Annotated in this window: 13 protein-coding genes and 1 pseudogene; 8 read left to right on the top strand and 6 right to left on the bottom strand. The window is 37.5% G+C overall.

Annotated features, from left to right (window positions below; translation table 11 throughout):
• Nucleotides 1-14 precede the first annotated feature (14 nt).
• From ACFIM6_RS01935 to ACFIM6_RS01925, 3 genes are read left to right on the top strand one after another with little or no spacing between them, the layout of a single operon-like run.
• Nucleotides 15-794 (top strand): heme ABC transporter permease, encoded by a 780-nt coding sequence (locus tag ACFIM6_RS01935; protein WP_375611426.1) that lies wholly within the window; start codon nucleotides 15-17, stop codon nucleotides 792-794.
• A complete protein-coding gene (locus ACFIM6_RS01930; RefSeq protein WP_375611425.1) occupies nucleotides 782-1,033 on the top strand; it encodes a hypothetical protein in 252 nt (83 codons plus the stop codon). Before ACFIM6_RS01935 ends, ACFIM6_RS01930 begins: the two co-directional genes overlap by 13 nt.
• Nucleotides 1,008-1,601: a DsbE family thiol:disulfide interchange protein gene (locus ACFIM6_RS01925; protein WP_375611424.1), complete on the top strand. Its 594-nt coding sequence runs from the start codon at nucleotides 1,008-1,010 to the stop codon at nucleotides 1,599-1,601. Before ACFIM6_RS01930 ends, ACFIM6_RS01925 begins: the two co-directional genes overlap by 26 nt.
• Nucleotides 1,602-2,442: 841 nt before the next feature.
• On the opposite strand, the gene ACFIM6_RS01920 is transcribed toward ACFIM6_RS01925, so the two are convergent.
• The 3 genes from ACFIM6_RS01920 to ACFIM6_RS01910 are packed head-to-tail and all read right to left on the bottom strand — an operon-like array spanning nucleotide 2,443 to nucleotide 5,627.
• Entirely contained in the window at nucleotides 2,443-3,444 is a 1,002-nt protein-coding gene (locus ACFIM6_RS01920) for an Hsp33 family molecular chaperone (RefSeq protein ID WP_375611423.1), read from the bottom strand.
• Between the two features lie 36 nt (nucleotides 3,445-3,480).
• The gene (gene argF, locus ACFIM6_RS01915; RefSeq protein WP_375611422.1) at nucleotides 3,481-4,416 is read right to left on the bottom strand and encodes an ornithine carbamoyltransferase; all 936 of its coding nucleotides are present in this window, start codon (nucleotides 4,414-4,416) and stop codon (nucleotides 3,481-3,483) included.
• Nucleotides 4,413-5,627, bottom strand: coding sequence for an aspartate aminotransferase family protein (locus ACFIM6_RS01910; protein WP_375611468.1), 1,215 nt, complete (start codon nucleotides 5,625-5,627; stop codon nucleotides 4,413-4,415). Before ACFIM6_RS01910 ends, argF begins: the two co-directional genes overlap by 4 nt.
• 490 nt (nucleotides 5,628-6,117) lie before the next feature.
• Here ACFIM6_RS01910 and ACFIM6_RS01905 point away from each other — a divergent pair, with 490 nt between their 5' ends.
• Together ACFIM6_RS01905 and ACFIM6_RS01900 are read left to right on the top strand one after the other, a co-directional pair.
• The gene (locus ACFIM6_RS01905; protein WP_375611421.1) at nucleotides 6,118-6,657 is read left to right on the top strand and encodes a GcrA family cell cycle regulator; all 540 of its coding nucleotides are present in this window, start codon (nucleotides 6,118-6,120) and stop codon (nucleotides 6,655-6,657) included.
• Between the two features lie 528 nt (nucleotides 6,658-7,185).
• Nucleotides 7,186-7,434, top strand: a pseudogene (locus ACFIM6_RS01900) (Arm DNA-binding domain-containing protein); the annotation flags it as partial.
• A gap of 135 nt (nucleotides 7,435-7,569) precedes the next feature.
• Here the strand turns inward: ACFIM6_RS01900 and ACFIM6_RS01895 are convergent.
• Both ACFIM6_RS01895 and ACFIM6_RS01890 read right to left on the bottom strand, forming a co-directional pair.
• Nucleotides 7,570-8,160, bottom strand: coding sequence for a Smr/MutS family protein (locus ACFIM6_RS01895; protein WP_375611420.1), 591 nt, complete (start codon nucleotides 8,158-8,160; stop codon nucleotides 7,570-7,572).
• Nucleotides 8,161-8,212: 52 nt separating this feature from the next.
• Nucleotides 8,213-8,905 (bottom strand): Tim44/TimA family putative adaptor protein, encoded by a 693-nt coding sequence (locus tag ACFIM6_RS01890; RefSeq protein ID WP_375611419.1) that lies wholly within the window; start codon nucleotides 8,903-8,905, stop codon nucleotides 8,213-8,215.
• Between the two features lie 174 nt (nucleotides 8,906-9,079).
• Between ACFIM6_RS01890 and ACFIM6_RS01885 the strand changes: the two genes are divergently transcribed.
• Both ACFIM6_RS01885 and secB read left to right on the top strand, forming a co-directional pair.
• Nucleotides 9,080-9,574, top strand: a complete 495-nt coding sequence (locus tag ACFIM6_RS01885) for an FxsA family protein (protein WP_375611418.1) — start codon at nucleotides 9,080-9,082, stop codon at nucleotides 9,572-9,574.
• Between the two features lie 142 nt (nucleotides 9,575-9,716).
• Nucleotides 9,717-10,193 (top strand): protein-export chaperone SecB, encoded by a 477-nt coding sequence (gene secB, locus ACFIM6_RS01880; RefSeq protein WP_375611417.1) that lies wholly within the window; start codon nucleotides 9,717-9,719, stop codon nucleotides 10,191-10,193.
• A 67-nt stretch (nucleotides 10,194-10,260) separates the two neighbouring features.
• Here the strand turns inward: secB and ACFIM6_RS01875 are convergent, their stop codons facing one another.
• Entirely contained in the window at nucleotides 10,261-12,561 is a 2,301-nt protein-coding gene (locus ACFIM6_RS01875; RefSeq protein ID WP_375611416.1) for an NADP-dependent malic enzyme, read from the bottom strand.
• A 195-nt stretch (nucleotides 12,562-12,756) separates the two neighbouring features.
• Between ACFIM6_RS01875 and mutS the strand changes: the two genes are divergently transcribed.
• Nucleotides 12,757-15,501: a DNA mismatch repair protein MutS gene (gene mutS, locus ACFIM6_RS01870; protein WP_375611415.1), complete on the top strand. Its 2,745-nt coding sequence runs from the start codon at nucleotides 12,757-12,759 to the stop codon at nucleotides 15,499-15,501.
• The last annotated feature ends 364 nt before the right edge of the window (nucleotides 15,502-15,865 follow it).

Raw genomic sequence — 15,865 nt, 5'->3', positions numbered from 1 at the left:
CTATTATGAATTTTATGAATAAACTATCTCGTACATATAAAATCAGGTTACTCCCTGCAAGTTTCACCCTTTTCATGAAAATAAGCAGAGTCGTCTTACCTTGGTTGGCCGGCATAACATTGTGTTTCCTTATCTTAGGGCTTATTCTAGTGATGCATTCCCCTGATGACTATCAACAAGGCATTACTGTTAAGATTATGTACCTTCATGTACCCTTTGCGTGGTTGTCTACATTCTGCTATGTAACGATGAGTGCAGCGGCTTTAGGAAATCTGATTTGGAAATATCATCTTGCTGATGTAGCACTTAAATGTGGAGCGCCTATTGGGGCAATTTTTACCGCCTTGGCTCTCATGACAGGAGCGCTTTGGGGGCGACCTACATGGGGAACATGGTGGGTCTGGGATGCACGATTAACATCAGTTTTAATTCTGCTTTTTATCTATCTCTCCATTATCCTGCTTGGGCGTGCTTTTGACAACCAAGTAAAAGCCGCTCGTGCTACTGCAATTCTTACACTTGTTGGATTTGTTAATATCCCTGTTATTAAATTTTCCGTTAATTGGTGGAATACATTGCATCAACCAGCATCATTGTTACGTGCTGGAGGATCAACAATCGACAATGCTATGTTATGGCCCCTTATAACAATGCTCTTTTGTTTCATCTTTATGTTTATTGCTCTTTATTTGATGGCTATGCGAAATGAAATCAATCGTCATTATATCCGAATACTTCAGATTAAAAAATCCCGTCGTGCACAACAACAGGACGCTTCATCATGCTCGACCTAAATGGCATCCACGGCGGACTTTTAGGAAATCTATCTCAGAAAATTGATTTTTTCCTGAGCACCCTTAAACACGAGCAAATTGTTGTTTTAAGCTATGTGCTTTCTGCAATATCCCTCTTATGTCTTATTGGATATATTCTTTGCACAGCCCTCTACCAAAAAAAAATTCTCCAACAGCTAAACAAAAAAGAGCTGTCACAAAAAGAAAAGTATAATGAAAAACATCCCTCCAAAACTTAAAAAAAATATATCTTTGCCTGTTCTGCTTGTTTTTTTTGGACCATTTGTGCTTTTTCTTCTTCTCATGATGTTTTTTTTCAACTTTATGGATAAAAAACACCTTCAAGATTCTTCTCTTCTCCCAAACGCATTAGCTGAAAAACCTGCTCCCAATATTTATCTTCCTCTTCTTGATAAAGAAAGTTATCTCAATTCAAAACAGTTTAAAGGACGTGTCACATTGGTCAATTTTTGGGGTTCTTGGTGTTTGCCCTGTCGCGAAGAGCATCCTATTCTTATGCAAATTGCACAAGATAAACGTTTTGATCTGATTGGTATTAATTACAAAGACAATAAAACAAACGCCCTGCGCTTTTTAAACAGTTTTGGTAATCCTTTTAAATTTATTGGCTTTGATGTTTCAGGATATACAGCCATTGATTGGGGAATATATGGACCTCCAGAAACCTTTCTCTTGAATAAAGAGAGCATCATTATTGCCAAACATGTTGGTCCCTTAACATGGCAAATTTATCAAAAAAAAATTCTACCAAAAATTGAACAAGCGATTATGACAGAAGAAAAATAATGCAGGTTTGTAAAAACATAACGTTTTATCATGCTATGTATGCTATTTTATTTATACGGACCATCATTCTTCTTAGAAAAATTTTACAAGAGCATTACCATTGTTGATTCAAAAACATGTGTAAAGAAATATCTGTTTGGGAGCTTTATTTTTGATTATTTGGACAAAACAATATTGCTATAGAACCATCGTTAGCTTAGTGACAGCAACCAACTATTGTTTTCAAAATCATATAGTATTTTTTCTCCGCTTTTTTATCTGAAATACACATTGTTATGAGGGGACTTCACCACTATTCTCATCTTTATAAAATAATAAATCTGCTCTTTTGCAGCGTCATTGTTATATTTATTCCCATTACACTTATCTGTTCGTAATAGACTCCATAAAGTCTATATTGAATCTATACATTCTTATTCTCTCGATAATTTCCCTTATGATTATAACTAATAAGCTTTATTGAGTCTTAATAAGATAAATTCGAGTAAGAAAATATGACTACAATCAAAAAGTCTCATTTAACAGAGAAGATAAGTTATGAGTACATACTCAATTTATCAATGAAAATTATAAAAGAATTCATTGTAAGAAATAAACTTTTGAGATGTAAAAAGTACAAAAGAAGCTTTTTCGAGAGGAGAAAATATATTTTACAGAGAACTCTTTTTTAAGCACTCTATGACGTAATTACCGATCTCAACAGAACGATCACTCGTATACACTAAAAAAACTCTAAGACAAGAAATATTCTAGAAGTTCATATGAGCTTATGCGTAAACTTTTATGACGCAAATAAAATAGGCTTTTGTTGCAATCATCATTTTTTATGAAAAATATTTGATTATGTTTTTTCTTCTAAAAATTCTTGCGGTGTAAAACAATATGTTTTTGAGCAAAATTCACATGTGACTGAAATATATTTATTTTTAACCATTTTATTGCGTTCATCAATAGAAAAGCCTTCTAGGATTCCTTTAATTTTTTCGTGTGAACAAGAACATTGATCGACAAGAGAAAAAGGGTTAAAAACTCTAATACCTTGTTCATGAAAAAGACGGAACAAGAGCTGTTTACTACCGACTTGGGGATCTGTTAATTCTGAACTTTCAATCGTTGCCATGAGTATTTTAGCTTCCTGCCATTGGTTATCCAATTGGGTATGAGTTTTCGTTTCTTCTCGCTTTTGATGAGGGGCATCTATTTTATGATGAGACGATTCTTGGGGTAAAAGTTGGATCAAAATACCTCCAGCTCGCCAGCTTTTCTGCTGTTTTCCTTGTTGGTCACGATTAATTAATATAGCAACAGCCAGACGGATATCGGTAGGAATTTGTTCTGATTGATCAAAATAAATACGAGAAGCTTCTTGTAAATTTGATCCATCTAATGCAACTATCCCTTGATAGGGTTGCATATGGGGACCTTGATCAATTGTGAAAGCTAAAGTGCCTTTTCCTAAAAGTGTTTCTGAAGAGGTTTGACCATTGTCTATGGCTTGTTTAAGCTGTTCTTTATCAAAACGAGCGTATCCACGTAAACTTGAAGGAGGCAAAAAATCGCACACCAACATATTAACTGGTCCATCGGAATGAGTTTGTAAAATAAATTTTCCCGTAAGTTTTAGAGAAGTTCCAAACAGAACCGTTAAAAGTAAAGCTTCTGCTAGAAGATAAGAAACCGGTTCAGGGTATTGATGTCTGTTAAGAATAGAATTTAAAGTTTCCCCAAGTTGTACGGCACGTCCACGGATATCAAGTTCTTCAACTTGAAAGGGAATAACACTATCATCTTCATGCAAGAAGTTGTTGTTGAGAGAGGCTTCATCTTTAGCTTGTTCACTCATAGCTTTGCCTTTTTTATATAATTTGTTGTAGGGAGGCTATTGTGGAGAGAAAAACGCATCTTGTAAACACCAAGAAAGAATTGCTTTTTGAGCATGAAGACGATTTTCAGCCTCATCGAAAACAACGGAGTGCGGTCCATCAATCACAGAATCAACCACTTCTTCACCACGATGAGCAGGAAGACAATGCATAAAAAGAGCATCAGATTTTGCTAATTTCATGAGAGATTCATTGACTTGATAAGGCTGAAAAATAGAATGACTGCGAGCACGAAATTCTTGTCCCATGGAGACCCATGTATCGGTCATAATACAATCAGCATCTTGAGCCGCTTTTTGGGGATCATGGGTTAGCATAAGATGTGCTCCCCGCTCACGTGCCCAATGTACAAATTGTTCCTGTGGTTCACTGCCCTTTGGTGTGGCAATACGCAAATGAAAACCAAAAAGAGCTGCAGCTTCAATTAAGGAATGAAGCACATTATTACCATCCCCCATCCACGCAAATATTTTGCTAGCAATTGGCCCCCGATGCTCCTCATAGGTTAAGATATCTGCTAGAATTTGGCAAGGATGTGTATCATCTGTAAGGGCATTAATGACAGGAATTTGTGCATATTGTGCCAATTCGAGCATACGTTGGTGTTTCGTTGTTCGCAATATCACGATATCCACAAAACGGGATAAAACGCGCGCCGTATCAGCTATGGTTTCACTATGACCAAGTTGCATCTCTGAACCCGTGAGCATGATTGTATCTCCGCCAAGCTGGCGCATACTGATATCGAATGAAATACGGGTTCGTGTGGATGGTTTTTCAAAAATCATCGCAAGTGTTTTACCTATAAAAGGTTTTGAACCTTTTCCTGCTTTAAAAGATGCTTTAAGGATCTTTGCATAATCGATCAATGCACGTGCTATTGCTGGCGTTAAAATGGATAAGTCCGTGAAATGACGAAGAGCATTTGTCATGTGTGTGATATTTGTCTTTCTTTGTTTACTTGTGAAAGATACGCTATTGCTTTTTCAATACGATGTAAACTTTCATCTATTTCTTCTTCCCTAATGATAAGAGGAGGCAATAAGCGCACAACGTTGTTGTTGGCTGCAACGCTTAAGAGATATTCATTTTCCAAAGCATTAACGACAAGATTTGAAGGTACAATACACTGAATACCCAACATAAGCCCCATCCCCTGAACTGCGCAGATAATATCAGGATAGATATTGAGAATGTGCAAAAGTCCACTTTTTAGTTTATCCCCCATACGCTGAACATGGTTAAGAAAACTTGGCTCTAACAAAACATCAAGAACACTATTTCCTACAGCCATTCCAAGAAGATTTCCTCCAAAGGTTGAGCCATGTGTCCCAAGTGTCATGCTTTTTGCAACTTTATCCGTTGCAAGGCAAGCACCTAATGGAAATCCCCCTCCTAATCCTTTTGCGAGGGTAAGAATATCAGGCGTGATATCACTCCATTCATAAGCAAAAAGCTTTCCTGTTCGTCCTATACCCGTTTGGACTTCATCTAAAATCAATAACAGACCATTATCATCGCATATTTTGCGCAAAAATCTTAAATATTCATGAGGGACCGTTCGTATTCCTCCTTCTCCTTGAATAGGTTCAATAAGAATAGCGGCGGTATTTTTATTAATAGCGTTACGCAAAGCGACTTCATCACAAAAAGGTACTTGAATAAATCCACCAGCTTTAGGTCCAAAGCCTTCAAGATATTTTTCATGCCCAGTCGCAGCAAGTGCAGCAAGTGTACGTCCATGAAATGCCCCTTCAAAAGTAATTATTTCAATGCGTTCTGAATGACCAGCAGCATAGTAATAATGGCGTGCCGTTTTGAATGCGCACTCCAATGCTTCAGTACCTGAATTGCAGAAAAAAACCTTATCCGCAAAACTATTTGCACAAAGCCGCGTGGCAAAAGATGCCTGTTCAGGAGATTGAAAAATATTAGAAATATGCCAAAGTTTTTCAGCTTGTATTTTGAGCGTATCAACCAATTTTGGATGTGAATACCCTAATGCGTTAACAGCAATACCAGATGTGAAATCAAGATAATGTTCTCCTTTATCGGAAATAAGCCATACACCATGCCCTTGTTCAAAATGCAAATTTCGTCTTGCGAAGCATTCATAAAGTGGTTGTATAGAGACGGCATCCATCATAATTCCCTTTATATTTTAGTCTTTTCAATATATATATATACAAAGCAACACTACAAATAAAACAGCATGGTATATTTCGTTACGGTGCTTTCAACATTTCATTACGATTAGTGATTACACCTATAGAATAGATCATTACACCAATTGAAAAAAAGTCAATGAAGGTTCTACAAATAAGCATTTTGGGAAAAAGCCTTAAACAAAAGTGAAAGTTTAACCTATGATTGATTTGCAAGTTGGGGAAAACATTCTAAATAAACTCTTTAAGAGGTAAAGACTCTTGTCATAGAGTGAGTGCATATTGTAATTTACAATATAATAAGCAAGATGATGTGTTTTGATTTGTAAATCCACAGGTTGGATGATTTTTTTATGCTCACGTAGAGTGTAAAGTTCTTTCATTCAGCGTAATGAAAACATTATTTAAACATTTGAAGATGCAACGGGGGAGAGCATCTTAGTGACGTAATCGGAATGGAGTGCTGGTATGGGTTGGACATGTGAACGCGTTGAGCTTCTTAAAAAGCTTTGGAGTGAAGGGTTAAGTGCAAGTCAAATTGCTGCTCAATTGGGTGGGGTCAGCAGAAATGCAGTCATCGGCAAAGTACATCGATTAAAGTTACCAGGACGTGGTAAGACAGTACAAGGAAGCACCACGCGTGCGCAAAAAACTCCCGTGGGAAGTAGCAGCCCATCATCTCCACGTGTGCGTCGCAACACATCCACGGTATCGCCAATAAACACATCATCTGTAAGTATTGAAGAAACCGCTTTAAAGACAGAATTTGTAGTGGAAGATGTAAAAGAAGTTGATATGTCCACAAAATCCAATGTAGTTGTGCCTATATCACGTCAACTTAATCTTCTACAATTGAGTGAAAATACATGTAGATGGCCGGTTGGCGATCCATTATCAGCAGATTTTCATTTTTGTGGTGCAGATTCTGATGAAAATAGCCCCTATTGTGCCTTTCATGCTAAGCTAGCATTTCAACCAATATCTGAAAGACGTCGGATAAGAGTGTAATATCCTCAATTGAATCTCGTATTCTACGCCTTCTGCGCTTCGCTATTAAATTTTAATTATCGAATTATTATGAGAAAGAAATTTAATGGAGCTTTTAATGAATGAAAAAATTTCTTCATGAAACTATTCAACGAAACTGTATCTTTTGGTGCTATTGCGCAGCTGTGTGTTGTAAAGTTATATTCCTGTTTATTTTCACAATTTTCTTTAATTTAGTTGTACTGCTTTTAACACTATCCATAGCGACATCTTTTGAATAAGCTAGTTTCTCAATTTCTCATGTTTTTATGCTTCGTGTATTTAATAGAGTAATGCTGTGGTTTATAAAAATAATTTATCGCTTTGCAACCTGAATGAGATCCATTTATATCTCTCTCATTTTAAGTCCTCTTATATTGAATCAATCAAAATCTTTTGTTTGGGCGTCACGAGCGAGATGAGAACTGTGGAGAGTTAAAAACACTTAAAGAAAAGCATGCCTCTTATAAATGCTTTCAAGTGCCAAGGACTTAAAGGGTTGTTGCAACATTGGGAGATGGCAAAGTGTATGATGATGCCAGATTGCCCTTTTATTAAGTATAAAGATAGGGGGTGCTTCATGGATTTATCATTATACTCTTCACGGATGCCGTCGCAAAATAGGCTTGGGAGCGTTGAGAGATATTTCTTTAAAACAAGCCTGTGAATACATGCAATTCAATGTCATTCTGTTTTGCGTGAGGGATGTGCCCCGTTAAAGAATGCGATAAACAAAAGCGTGAAGCAATACGTAGAATGTAAAATAATATCTTTATAATTTTTTATAAAAAATTATAAAGAAGGGAATATTGTATTCAAGGCTCTTACGAAATATACAAAAACAATAAATTATAAGTATAAATAAATATAAAATCTAGAGCGACCACAATAACATCACTTTCCTTCTCCCGACACAAAACGGCGCAACCAAACATAAAGCGCACCTTCTCCGCCATGCTGACGCGCTGCTTGCTCAAACGCGTGGACATAATATCGAAAAGCTGGTGTTGATAACCAATACGGAACAAATCTATACAAAGCTCCATCGCTCCCAACGGATCGTCCTTTTCCTGTAATCACAAGGACATAACGCAATCCTCTCTGCTGAGAGGACTGTAGAAATTTTTTTAAGAAAAAATAAGCTTCTTCCTGCATATAACCATGGAGATCAAGACGCGCCTCAAGAGGACAACGACCTTGGGAAATTTTACGATATGCAACATGATCAAAAAAATGAATCTTTTGTGCTTGTGTAACTGACCTCTTTTCTCTTTTAATAATTGTCGAGGGTTGTTGATTTTCCTGAGACAATGAGGAGATTTGAGTTACAGGCTGTTTTTTATCATTAATATTTGCAATAGTTTCTGAAGCAGAAGAGAGCATCTTACCGTGAAGCGGTGTTATCGTACGACAAACCATCTCCCATAAAAGACGATCTTGTGAAGCCAATAAATCTCTTTTTTGTCTCCATTTACTTGAGGACATTTTAATTTCTCATAAATCATTGAATGCTTATGGAAGAAAAACAAAAAGTATTTTAATTTTCATTTTCTGTAGCAAAAAGCTTCCAGTTGGGATCTGACGATAAACTATTGCGAACAAAAGTCCAAATATCCCTGATTTCTACAATAGCATCAGGATCACCGTCTATACGCTCGCCCTGTTCATTATAAGTAACAGAAATCATCTCACTGACAATACGTATCGTTAAAAGTTCATCTTTTTCTTGTATTGCCGCCGCAACAAATTCGGCCTTATTAATTCCAACAAAAGTGAATTCTATTCTTTCTTTATTTTTTTCTCGTTGCTCAATAGCTATACAAAAGCTCTCAAAAACATCCTGACAAAGCAAGCTTTTAAGTTGATTGCGATCACCTTTGGCAAAAGCTGTTACAATCATTTCATACGCAATTTGTGCACCTTTTATAAAAAGTTGAGGAGAAAAATGAGGATCAATTCTATGAAATTCCCGCAAATTTTTATTCAAAACACTCCCCTCCGGTGAAATTTTATCAATTTCACTAAAGTCGTCTTTTTGTGAATTTTTCTGATGAGGGAACGAAACAATATTATCAGCCGTTTCTGCTTCAACTTGTTTTTTAGAACGTCGTGAATAAGGATCAAAGGGTGGCTTTTCAAACCCAATTCGTTTCCCTAATACATTACGGAGTTGCACAAAAATAACAACCATAACAACAAGAGCTATGACAAGTATAACGTCAAATTCCATAGGCGCTGTCAATCTCCAAAGCTTAAGTCTCTAATAAACATTGCAGTCAATACCATTTATCAATAAATATGTAAAATAAGGAATCTTATCATTCAAATATTTTTATAGATTTTGTATTTAAACGGAGTTCTCTTAAGAATTTCTCCCCCTACTCATCTAGAAGGAAACTTTCATGTGATAAAACTTTATTCTATAAATCCTCGTTTTTTTGTTGTTATCTTTCTTTGCATTCTTTTAATCGAGATTGCTGGTTTTATCTTTGTTGGTCAAGAAATTGGTATTTTGGCAACCTTGAGCTTGCTTATTCTCACAACCATAGTTGGGGTTGTTTTATTGCGAATTCAAGGGATTAGCCTCTTAAAAAATATACAAAATGAACTTATCCAAGGACGCACATTAGAGAATAATATTATTAATGATGCTTTCATCATGTTTAGTGCAATTTTACTTATTCTTCCCGGCTTTGTAACTGACCTCTTGGGAATATTACTTCTTATTAAACCAATTCGCTCTGTTGCTTGGCATTTCTTTGCATCATTAAAAAACAAAATGAATCCCAATACTAAAAGAAAAAATGACTCTGAAAAAATAATTGATCTAAAAGCAGAAGATTACACAATTCATGATACGACAGAATCTCCATGGCGCAAAAATGATGATAACCATTGAAATACCTAAAAAATCTGTAACAAACTAAAAAAATATTCAAGATAAAGAGCGCATTTCTTGCAACCTTTTGCAAGGCGTGATAACCAATCTGGTCTTTAGATCTAAAATAAATATACATATTATAATGGAAGAGGTTTGTCGTATGGCCGAAGATGAAATGAATAACAGTGGTGGAGAGCCGGTTTTTGCTGTATTAACTCAATATTTAAAAGATTTATCATTCGAAAACCCTGGTGCTCCTCGTTCATTACGTGCACGTGAAAAATCACCACAAATTGATATCAATATTAACGTCAATGCTAACCCAATTGGTGATGACAATTATGATGTCGTTTTGTCTCTCTCCGTCAAAGCCAATGATGAAACTGAAACCTTATTTCATGTAGAACTTATTTACGGTGGTGTTTTCCACCTTAAAAACATTCCACAAGAACATGTTATGCCACTGGTCTTTATTGAATGTCCCCGTCTTTTATTTCCATTTGCTCGCCAAATTATATCTGATGCTACTCAAAGTGGTGGTTTTCCACCTTTGTGGATTGATCCTATTGATTTTGCAGCACTCTTCCAAAAGCGTCTTTCTGAAGAGCAAAAAGACAATCAAATACAGCCCTCTTAAAAAATTTATTTTTTTGCTATCAAAAAGCCCCTTGATATATTATTGGTATATTAGGGGCTTTTTTCCTTTAGACGACTTTTGCGGCATGATAAGCCGCAAGCATTGCAATATTGACAACATCTGTATCGCTCCCACTAAACGGTACAATTTGGACAGATTTTTCCAATCCAATTAAAATAGGACCAATGATAGTTGCTTCACCGAGTTCTTGTAACATTTTGCTTGCAATGGAAGATGCGTGATATCCAGGCATAACCAAAATGTTAGCAGGCTCCGTTAATCCCATAAATGGATATTGCTGCATCAATTTGGAATTGAGCGCCACATCAGCGCTTATTTCTCCATCAAACTCAAAATCAACCTTGCGTTCGTGCAAAATATTAATTGCATCCTGAATTTGCTGCGTCGTCTGCCCTTTCATGTAGCCAAACGTAGAAAATGCTAAAAATGCTACCCGTGGTTGATACCCAAATCCACGTACAAACGAAGCTGTTTGTTCCGCTATATCAGCAAATTCTTCAGCATTAGGATTTTCATAAACAGCTGTATCGGCAATAAACACAGTTCGGCCACGGCAAATGGCCATTGAAATACCAATCAATCGTTCTTTTGGTTTTTCATCAATTGCCCGACGTATATCGATCAACGCTGTTTCATAATTGCGTGTCACCCCTGTAACCATTGCATCAGCATCTCCTAGTGCCACCATACACGCAGCAAAATAATTGCGATCATTATTGATACGACGATGACAGTCACGCAACAGCCAGCCTTGACGCTGCATCTTTTTATAAAGATAATTCGCATAAGCATCTGTACGGCAAGAAAGCTTGGCATTTATAATAGAAATACCTTCACGCTCCAAATCAATTCCAGCGATAACAGCTGCTTCTCTTATTTGCTCTTCCCGACCAACCAAAATCGCTTGTCCTAATTTTTGATGAACATAAGAAACGGCTGCCCGCATAACTTGTTCTTCTTCACCTTCTGCAAAAACAATTTGTTTTGGCGCTTGACGAACGTGGTTATAAACCCCACGCATTATCGAAGAAGTAGGATCACGCCTCGCATTTAAATCACGCTCATAGGCCTCTAAATCATCTATGTTCTTTTGTGCAACACCGCTTTCCATTGCTGCTTTTGCTACCGCTATTGAAACAACTGTGAACAAACGCGGATCAAAAGGAACGGGAATGATATAATTAGGACCAAATTTTAATCGCTTTCCACGATAAGCTTCTGCAACGCTGTCAGGTACTTCCTCATGCGCTAAATCGGCAAGAGCCCTTGCCGCAGCAATCTTCATGTCTTCATTAATAACTGTTGCACGCACATCAAGCGCACCACGAAATATATAAGGAAAACAGAGAACATTATTAATCTGATTTGGATAATCGGAACGCCCTGTTGCAACAATAGCATCATGACGCACTTGCATAACCTCTTCCGGTGTAATTTCTGGATCGGGATTGGCCATAGCAAAAATGATCGGCTGCGGCGCCATGGATTTTACCATTTCAGGGGTAAGAGCACCTTTAGCAGAAACCCCGAAAAATATATCTGCTCCTTCCATTGCTTCCATAAGCGTACGTTTATCCGTTTGAATAGCATGCGCAGATTTCCACTGATTCATTCCCTCTTTACGACCTTCATAGACCACACCCTTTGTATCACATAATATGATATTTTCAGAACGAAAGCCCATTGCTTTAATCAGTTCAATACAAGCAATCCCAGCAGAACCAGCACCATTACAGACTAACCGCGTATTTTGCATATCGCGCCCTGTTAAAGTCAAAGCATTGAGAACACCCGCAGCAACAATAATCGCTGTACCATGTTGATCATCGTGAAAAACAGGAATATTCATCACCTCGCGTAGGCGGCTTTCAATCATAAAGCACTCAGGTGCCTTAATGTCTTCAAGATTGATTCCACCAAAAGAAGGTTCTAAATGACGCACCAAATTGATAAAACTTTCCGTATCATTTATATCAATTTCTAAATCAATGGAATCAATATCCGCAAAACGCTTAAACAGCACTGCTTTGCCTTCCATGACCGGCTTAGAGGCAAGTGCACCTAAATTGCCTAACCCTAAAATAGCGGTTCCATTTGAAATAACAGCAACAAGATTACCTTTTGCTGTATAATCATAAGCTAGCGCTGGATTTTGAGCAATTGCCTTAACTGGAACGGCAACACCTGGTGAATAAGCAAGTGCTAAATCATGCTGTGTTGCCATAGACTTTGTTGCAATAATCTCAAGCTTTCCTGGTCGACCACGACTATGAAAATCTAGAGCTTCTCTTTCGCTCGCACTGTAAACAGTTTGAGACATTTTCTGATCCTGCTCGCTCTTTTTCATCTCACTTTATTTTCTCCAAAAACAGTGTAAATTTTGCTTGATAATGCGTATAGTCATTAAATTTGATTCATATATTAGAAATCGCTATTCTTGCCTTAGCAAATCTGATGATGCGTTGCAATTTAGAGATAAATAGATATTGAAGTAAACAAAAAAGAGTAAAAACTTCACTTAAAGGAAACAGGCCTCGTACAAATGGATAAAAAAAACAATCATAAAAATAATTTAATTCCACAGCCTGCCTCCCCATCTGCTTCCTCTCAAGAACGTCTTACACCTATGATGGAGCAGTACATAGAAATCAAAGCCGTCCATCATGATTCCCTTCTCTTTTACCGAATGGGGGATTTTTATGAATTATTTTTTAATGATGCGATTGAAGCTGCTCAGGCTTTAGGAATCACACTCACAGCACGCGGAAAACATTTAGGACAAGATATTCCTATGTGTGGTGTTCCCGTTCATGCTGCAGATGATTATTTACAAAAACTGATTGCTTGTGGTTACCGAGTTGCTGTTTGTGAACAAATAGAAGATCCTGCTGAAGCAAAAAAACGTGGCTCAAAATCTGTTGTTCGGCGTGATGTTGTTCGTCTTGTAACACCTGGAACAATAACAGAAGAAAAACTCCTTGATCCAACACGCGCAAATTATTTGATGACACTTTCCCGTATAAAAACTAGCGATGGAGAGGAATTTGCTCTTTCTTGGATTGATATCTCAACAGGCATATTTCGTGTAACAGAGAGCCGCCAAGAAAAACTTTTAGCAGATATTATGCGTGTGGATCCACAAGAAATCATTGTTTCTGATTCATTTTTTCATGATAAATCTCACAAGTCACTTTTTAGTGTTCTTGATCGTATCGTTTCACCTCAACCTGCTTGTCTCTTTGATGCACTCACCGCTGAACGCGATATTTGCAATTATTTTAAACTCTCAACTCTTGAAGGCGTTGCCGATTATTCACGCTGTGAACTCTCTGCAATTGTAGCTGCTATTCGTTATATCGAAAAAACACAAATCACGCATCGCCCTCCCCTCATGCAGCCTGAGCGCCAAAATGAAAGTGCAACTCTTTTTATTGATGCTGCAACCAGACTAAGCCTTGAACTTATTCGAACGACATCAGGTCAACGGGATGGAAGTTTATTAAAAGCTATTGATCGCACTGTAACAGGAGGAGGATCACGCCTTCTTATTGACCGCCTTATTGCTCCCCTCACCACTCCTTCAGCTATTGATACGCGTTTGGATTCTATCGATTTTTTTCTACGTAATCCTTCTCTTGCAGAAGCGATAAAGCTTATTTTAAAGGGGGGACCAGATATGCCCCGCGCCGTTTCACGTTTGGCTCTTGGACGAGGAGGTCCCCGTGATATGGCGACAATCCAGCGTGGCTTTGAAATCATTCGTGAATTGCATCAACTTCTTGATAATGAGCTTCTGCCTCAAGAAATAAGTGATGTACAACAGGTGTTCTCAAACTTACCCACAGCGTTATACTTTCATTTAGAACAAGCATTAGCTGATGATCTCCCACTCCTTAAACGTGATGGTGGTTTTATTCGTTCCAATTATCATAAAGAGCTCGATGAAATGCGTGCTTTACGTGATGAATCTCGCCGTGTCATTGCTGAACTTCAAGCGCAATATGCCCAAAAAACAGATATTAAGACGCTTAAAATAAAGCATAATAATATTCTAGGTTATTTCATTGAAGTAACCAGTACACAAGCATCTGCTCTTACAAATAATCCAGAAGCTAAAGCAAGTTTTATTCATCGGCAAACAATGGCAAACGCTATGCGTTTTACGACAACAGAGCTTGCTGACCTTGAAAGCCGTATTGCCCATGCTGCCAATCACGCATTGACACTTGAACTAGAGATTTTTGATATTCTCGTTCATGAAATTACCGAACAAGTTGATTTTATTCGTAAAGCCTCTGAAGCACTTGCTATTTTAGATGTCTCTGTCGCTTTAGCATATCTTGCTGAAGAACAAGGATATTGCCGCCCTAAAATTGATCTTTCACTTACCTTTCGCATTACAGCAGGACGCCATCCTGTCGTCGAGCAAGCACTCCGCAAACAAGCAGCAGAACCTTTTATTGCCAATAATTGTGATCTCTCTGTGCAAGAAAATCAGCAATATGCAGCAATCTGGCTGTTGACAGGGCCTAATATGGGAGGAAAATCAACTTTTTTGCGGCAAAATGCTCTTATTGCTATTATGGCGCAAATGGGGTCCTTCGTTCCAGCAACTTCAGCACATATTGGTGTCGTTGATCGCCTATTTAGTCGCGTTGGGGCTTCCGATGATCTTGCACGAGGGCGCTCAACCTTTATGATGGAAATGGTTGAAACAGCAACGATTCTCAATCATGCTAGCCACCATTCCCTTGTTATTCTTGATGAAATAGGACGTGGAACATCAACCTTTGATGGACTTTCTATTGCTTGGGCTGCTGTTGAATATCTCCATGAAGTTAACCATTGTCGTGCTATTCTTGCTACCCATTTTCATGAAATGACTGCACTTACCGAAAAACTTGACAGACTGCATAATGTAACCATGAAAGTCAAAAATTGGGATGGTGATGTAGTTTTTCTTCATGAGGTCACACCAGGAGCCGCTGACCGTTCCTATGGTGTACAAGTCGCAAAGCTTGCTGGACTTCCCCCAGCCGTTATTACACGAGCAACAGATGTACTCCATCAATTAGAACAAGGCGAAATGGCTGGAAAAGGACATAAACTCATTGATGATTTACCTCTCTTTTCTCTTAAAGCAACATCTCCCGTCAATGAAGAAAGAAACAAACATTGTGTTCTTCACGAAGCTTTAAAAAATATCCATCCCGATGAACTCTCTCCTAAACAAGCTTTAGAAGCAATTTACCACCTCAAACAGCTTGAAAAGAGTAACCCTTTATAGAAAACAGATGTTATTTTTTATTAAAAAACCTTCTTAATAGGAGATAACGTAACCATTTTTGATATACCACAGCATAAACAGTTATTTATCGTATTCCCATCGCTTTTCTACATAATATATTTTGATAAGTGTAATTGCCTATAGGCAAAACCCTATGCATTATATTTCATATTCCCTTAGATTAATATTGGCTCTTATACAAAAAATTGGTCAAGATCGGCTATTTTTACAAGATAGTCGTTTTTTGTAAAGATTGTCATGAAATCTCCTCCACCTTGCAAATACGCCATATTTAATGAATTGTGCTTTTTCACGATCAATATTATTGTTATCATAGCAATATTTTTAGTTTAAAACTGTCAGT

The sequence above is a fragment of the Bartonella sp. AA9NXGY genome (genome assembly GCF_042196845.1).
Taxonomy (GTDB): Bacteria; Pseudomonadota; Alphaproteobacteria; order Rhizobiales; family Rhizobiaceae; genus Bartonella.
The sequence above is the reverse complement of the archived record's forward strand: the minus strand, read 5'-3'. Positions and strand labels throughout refer to the sequence as shown.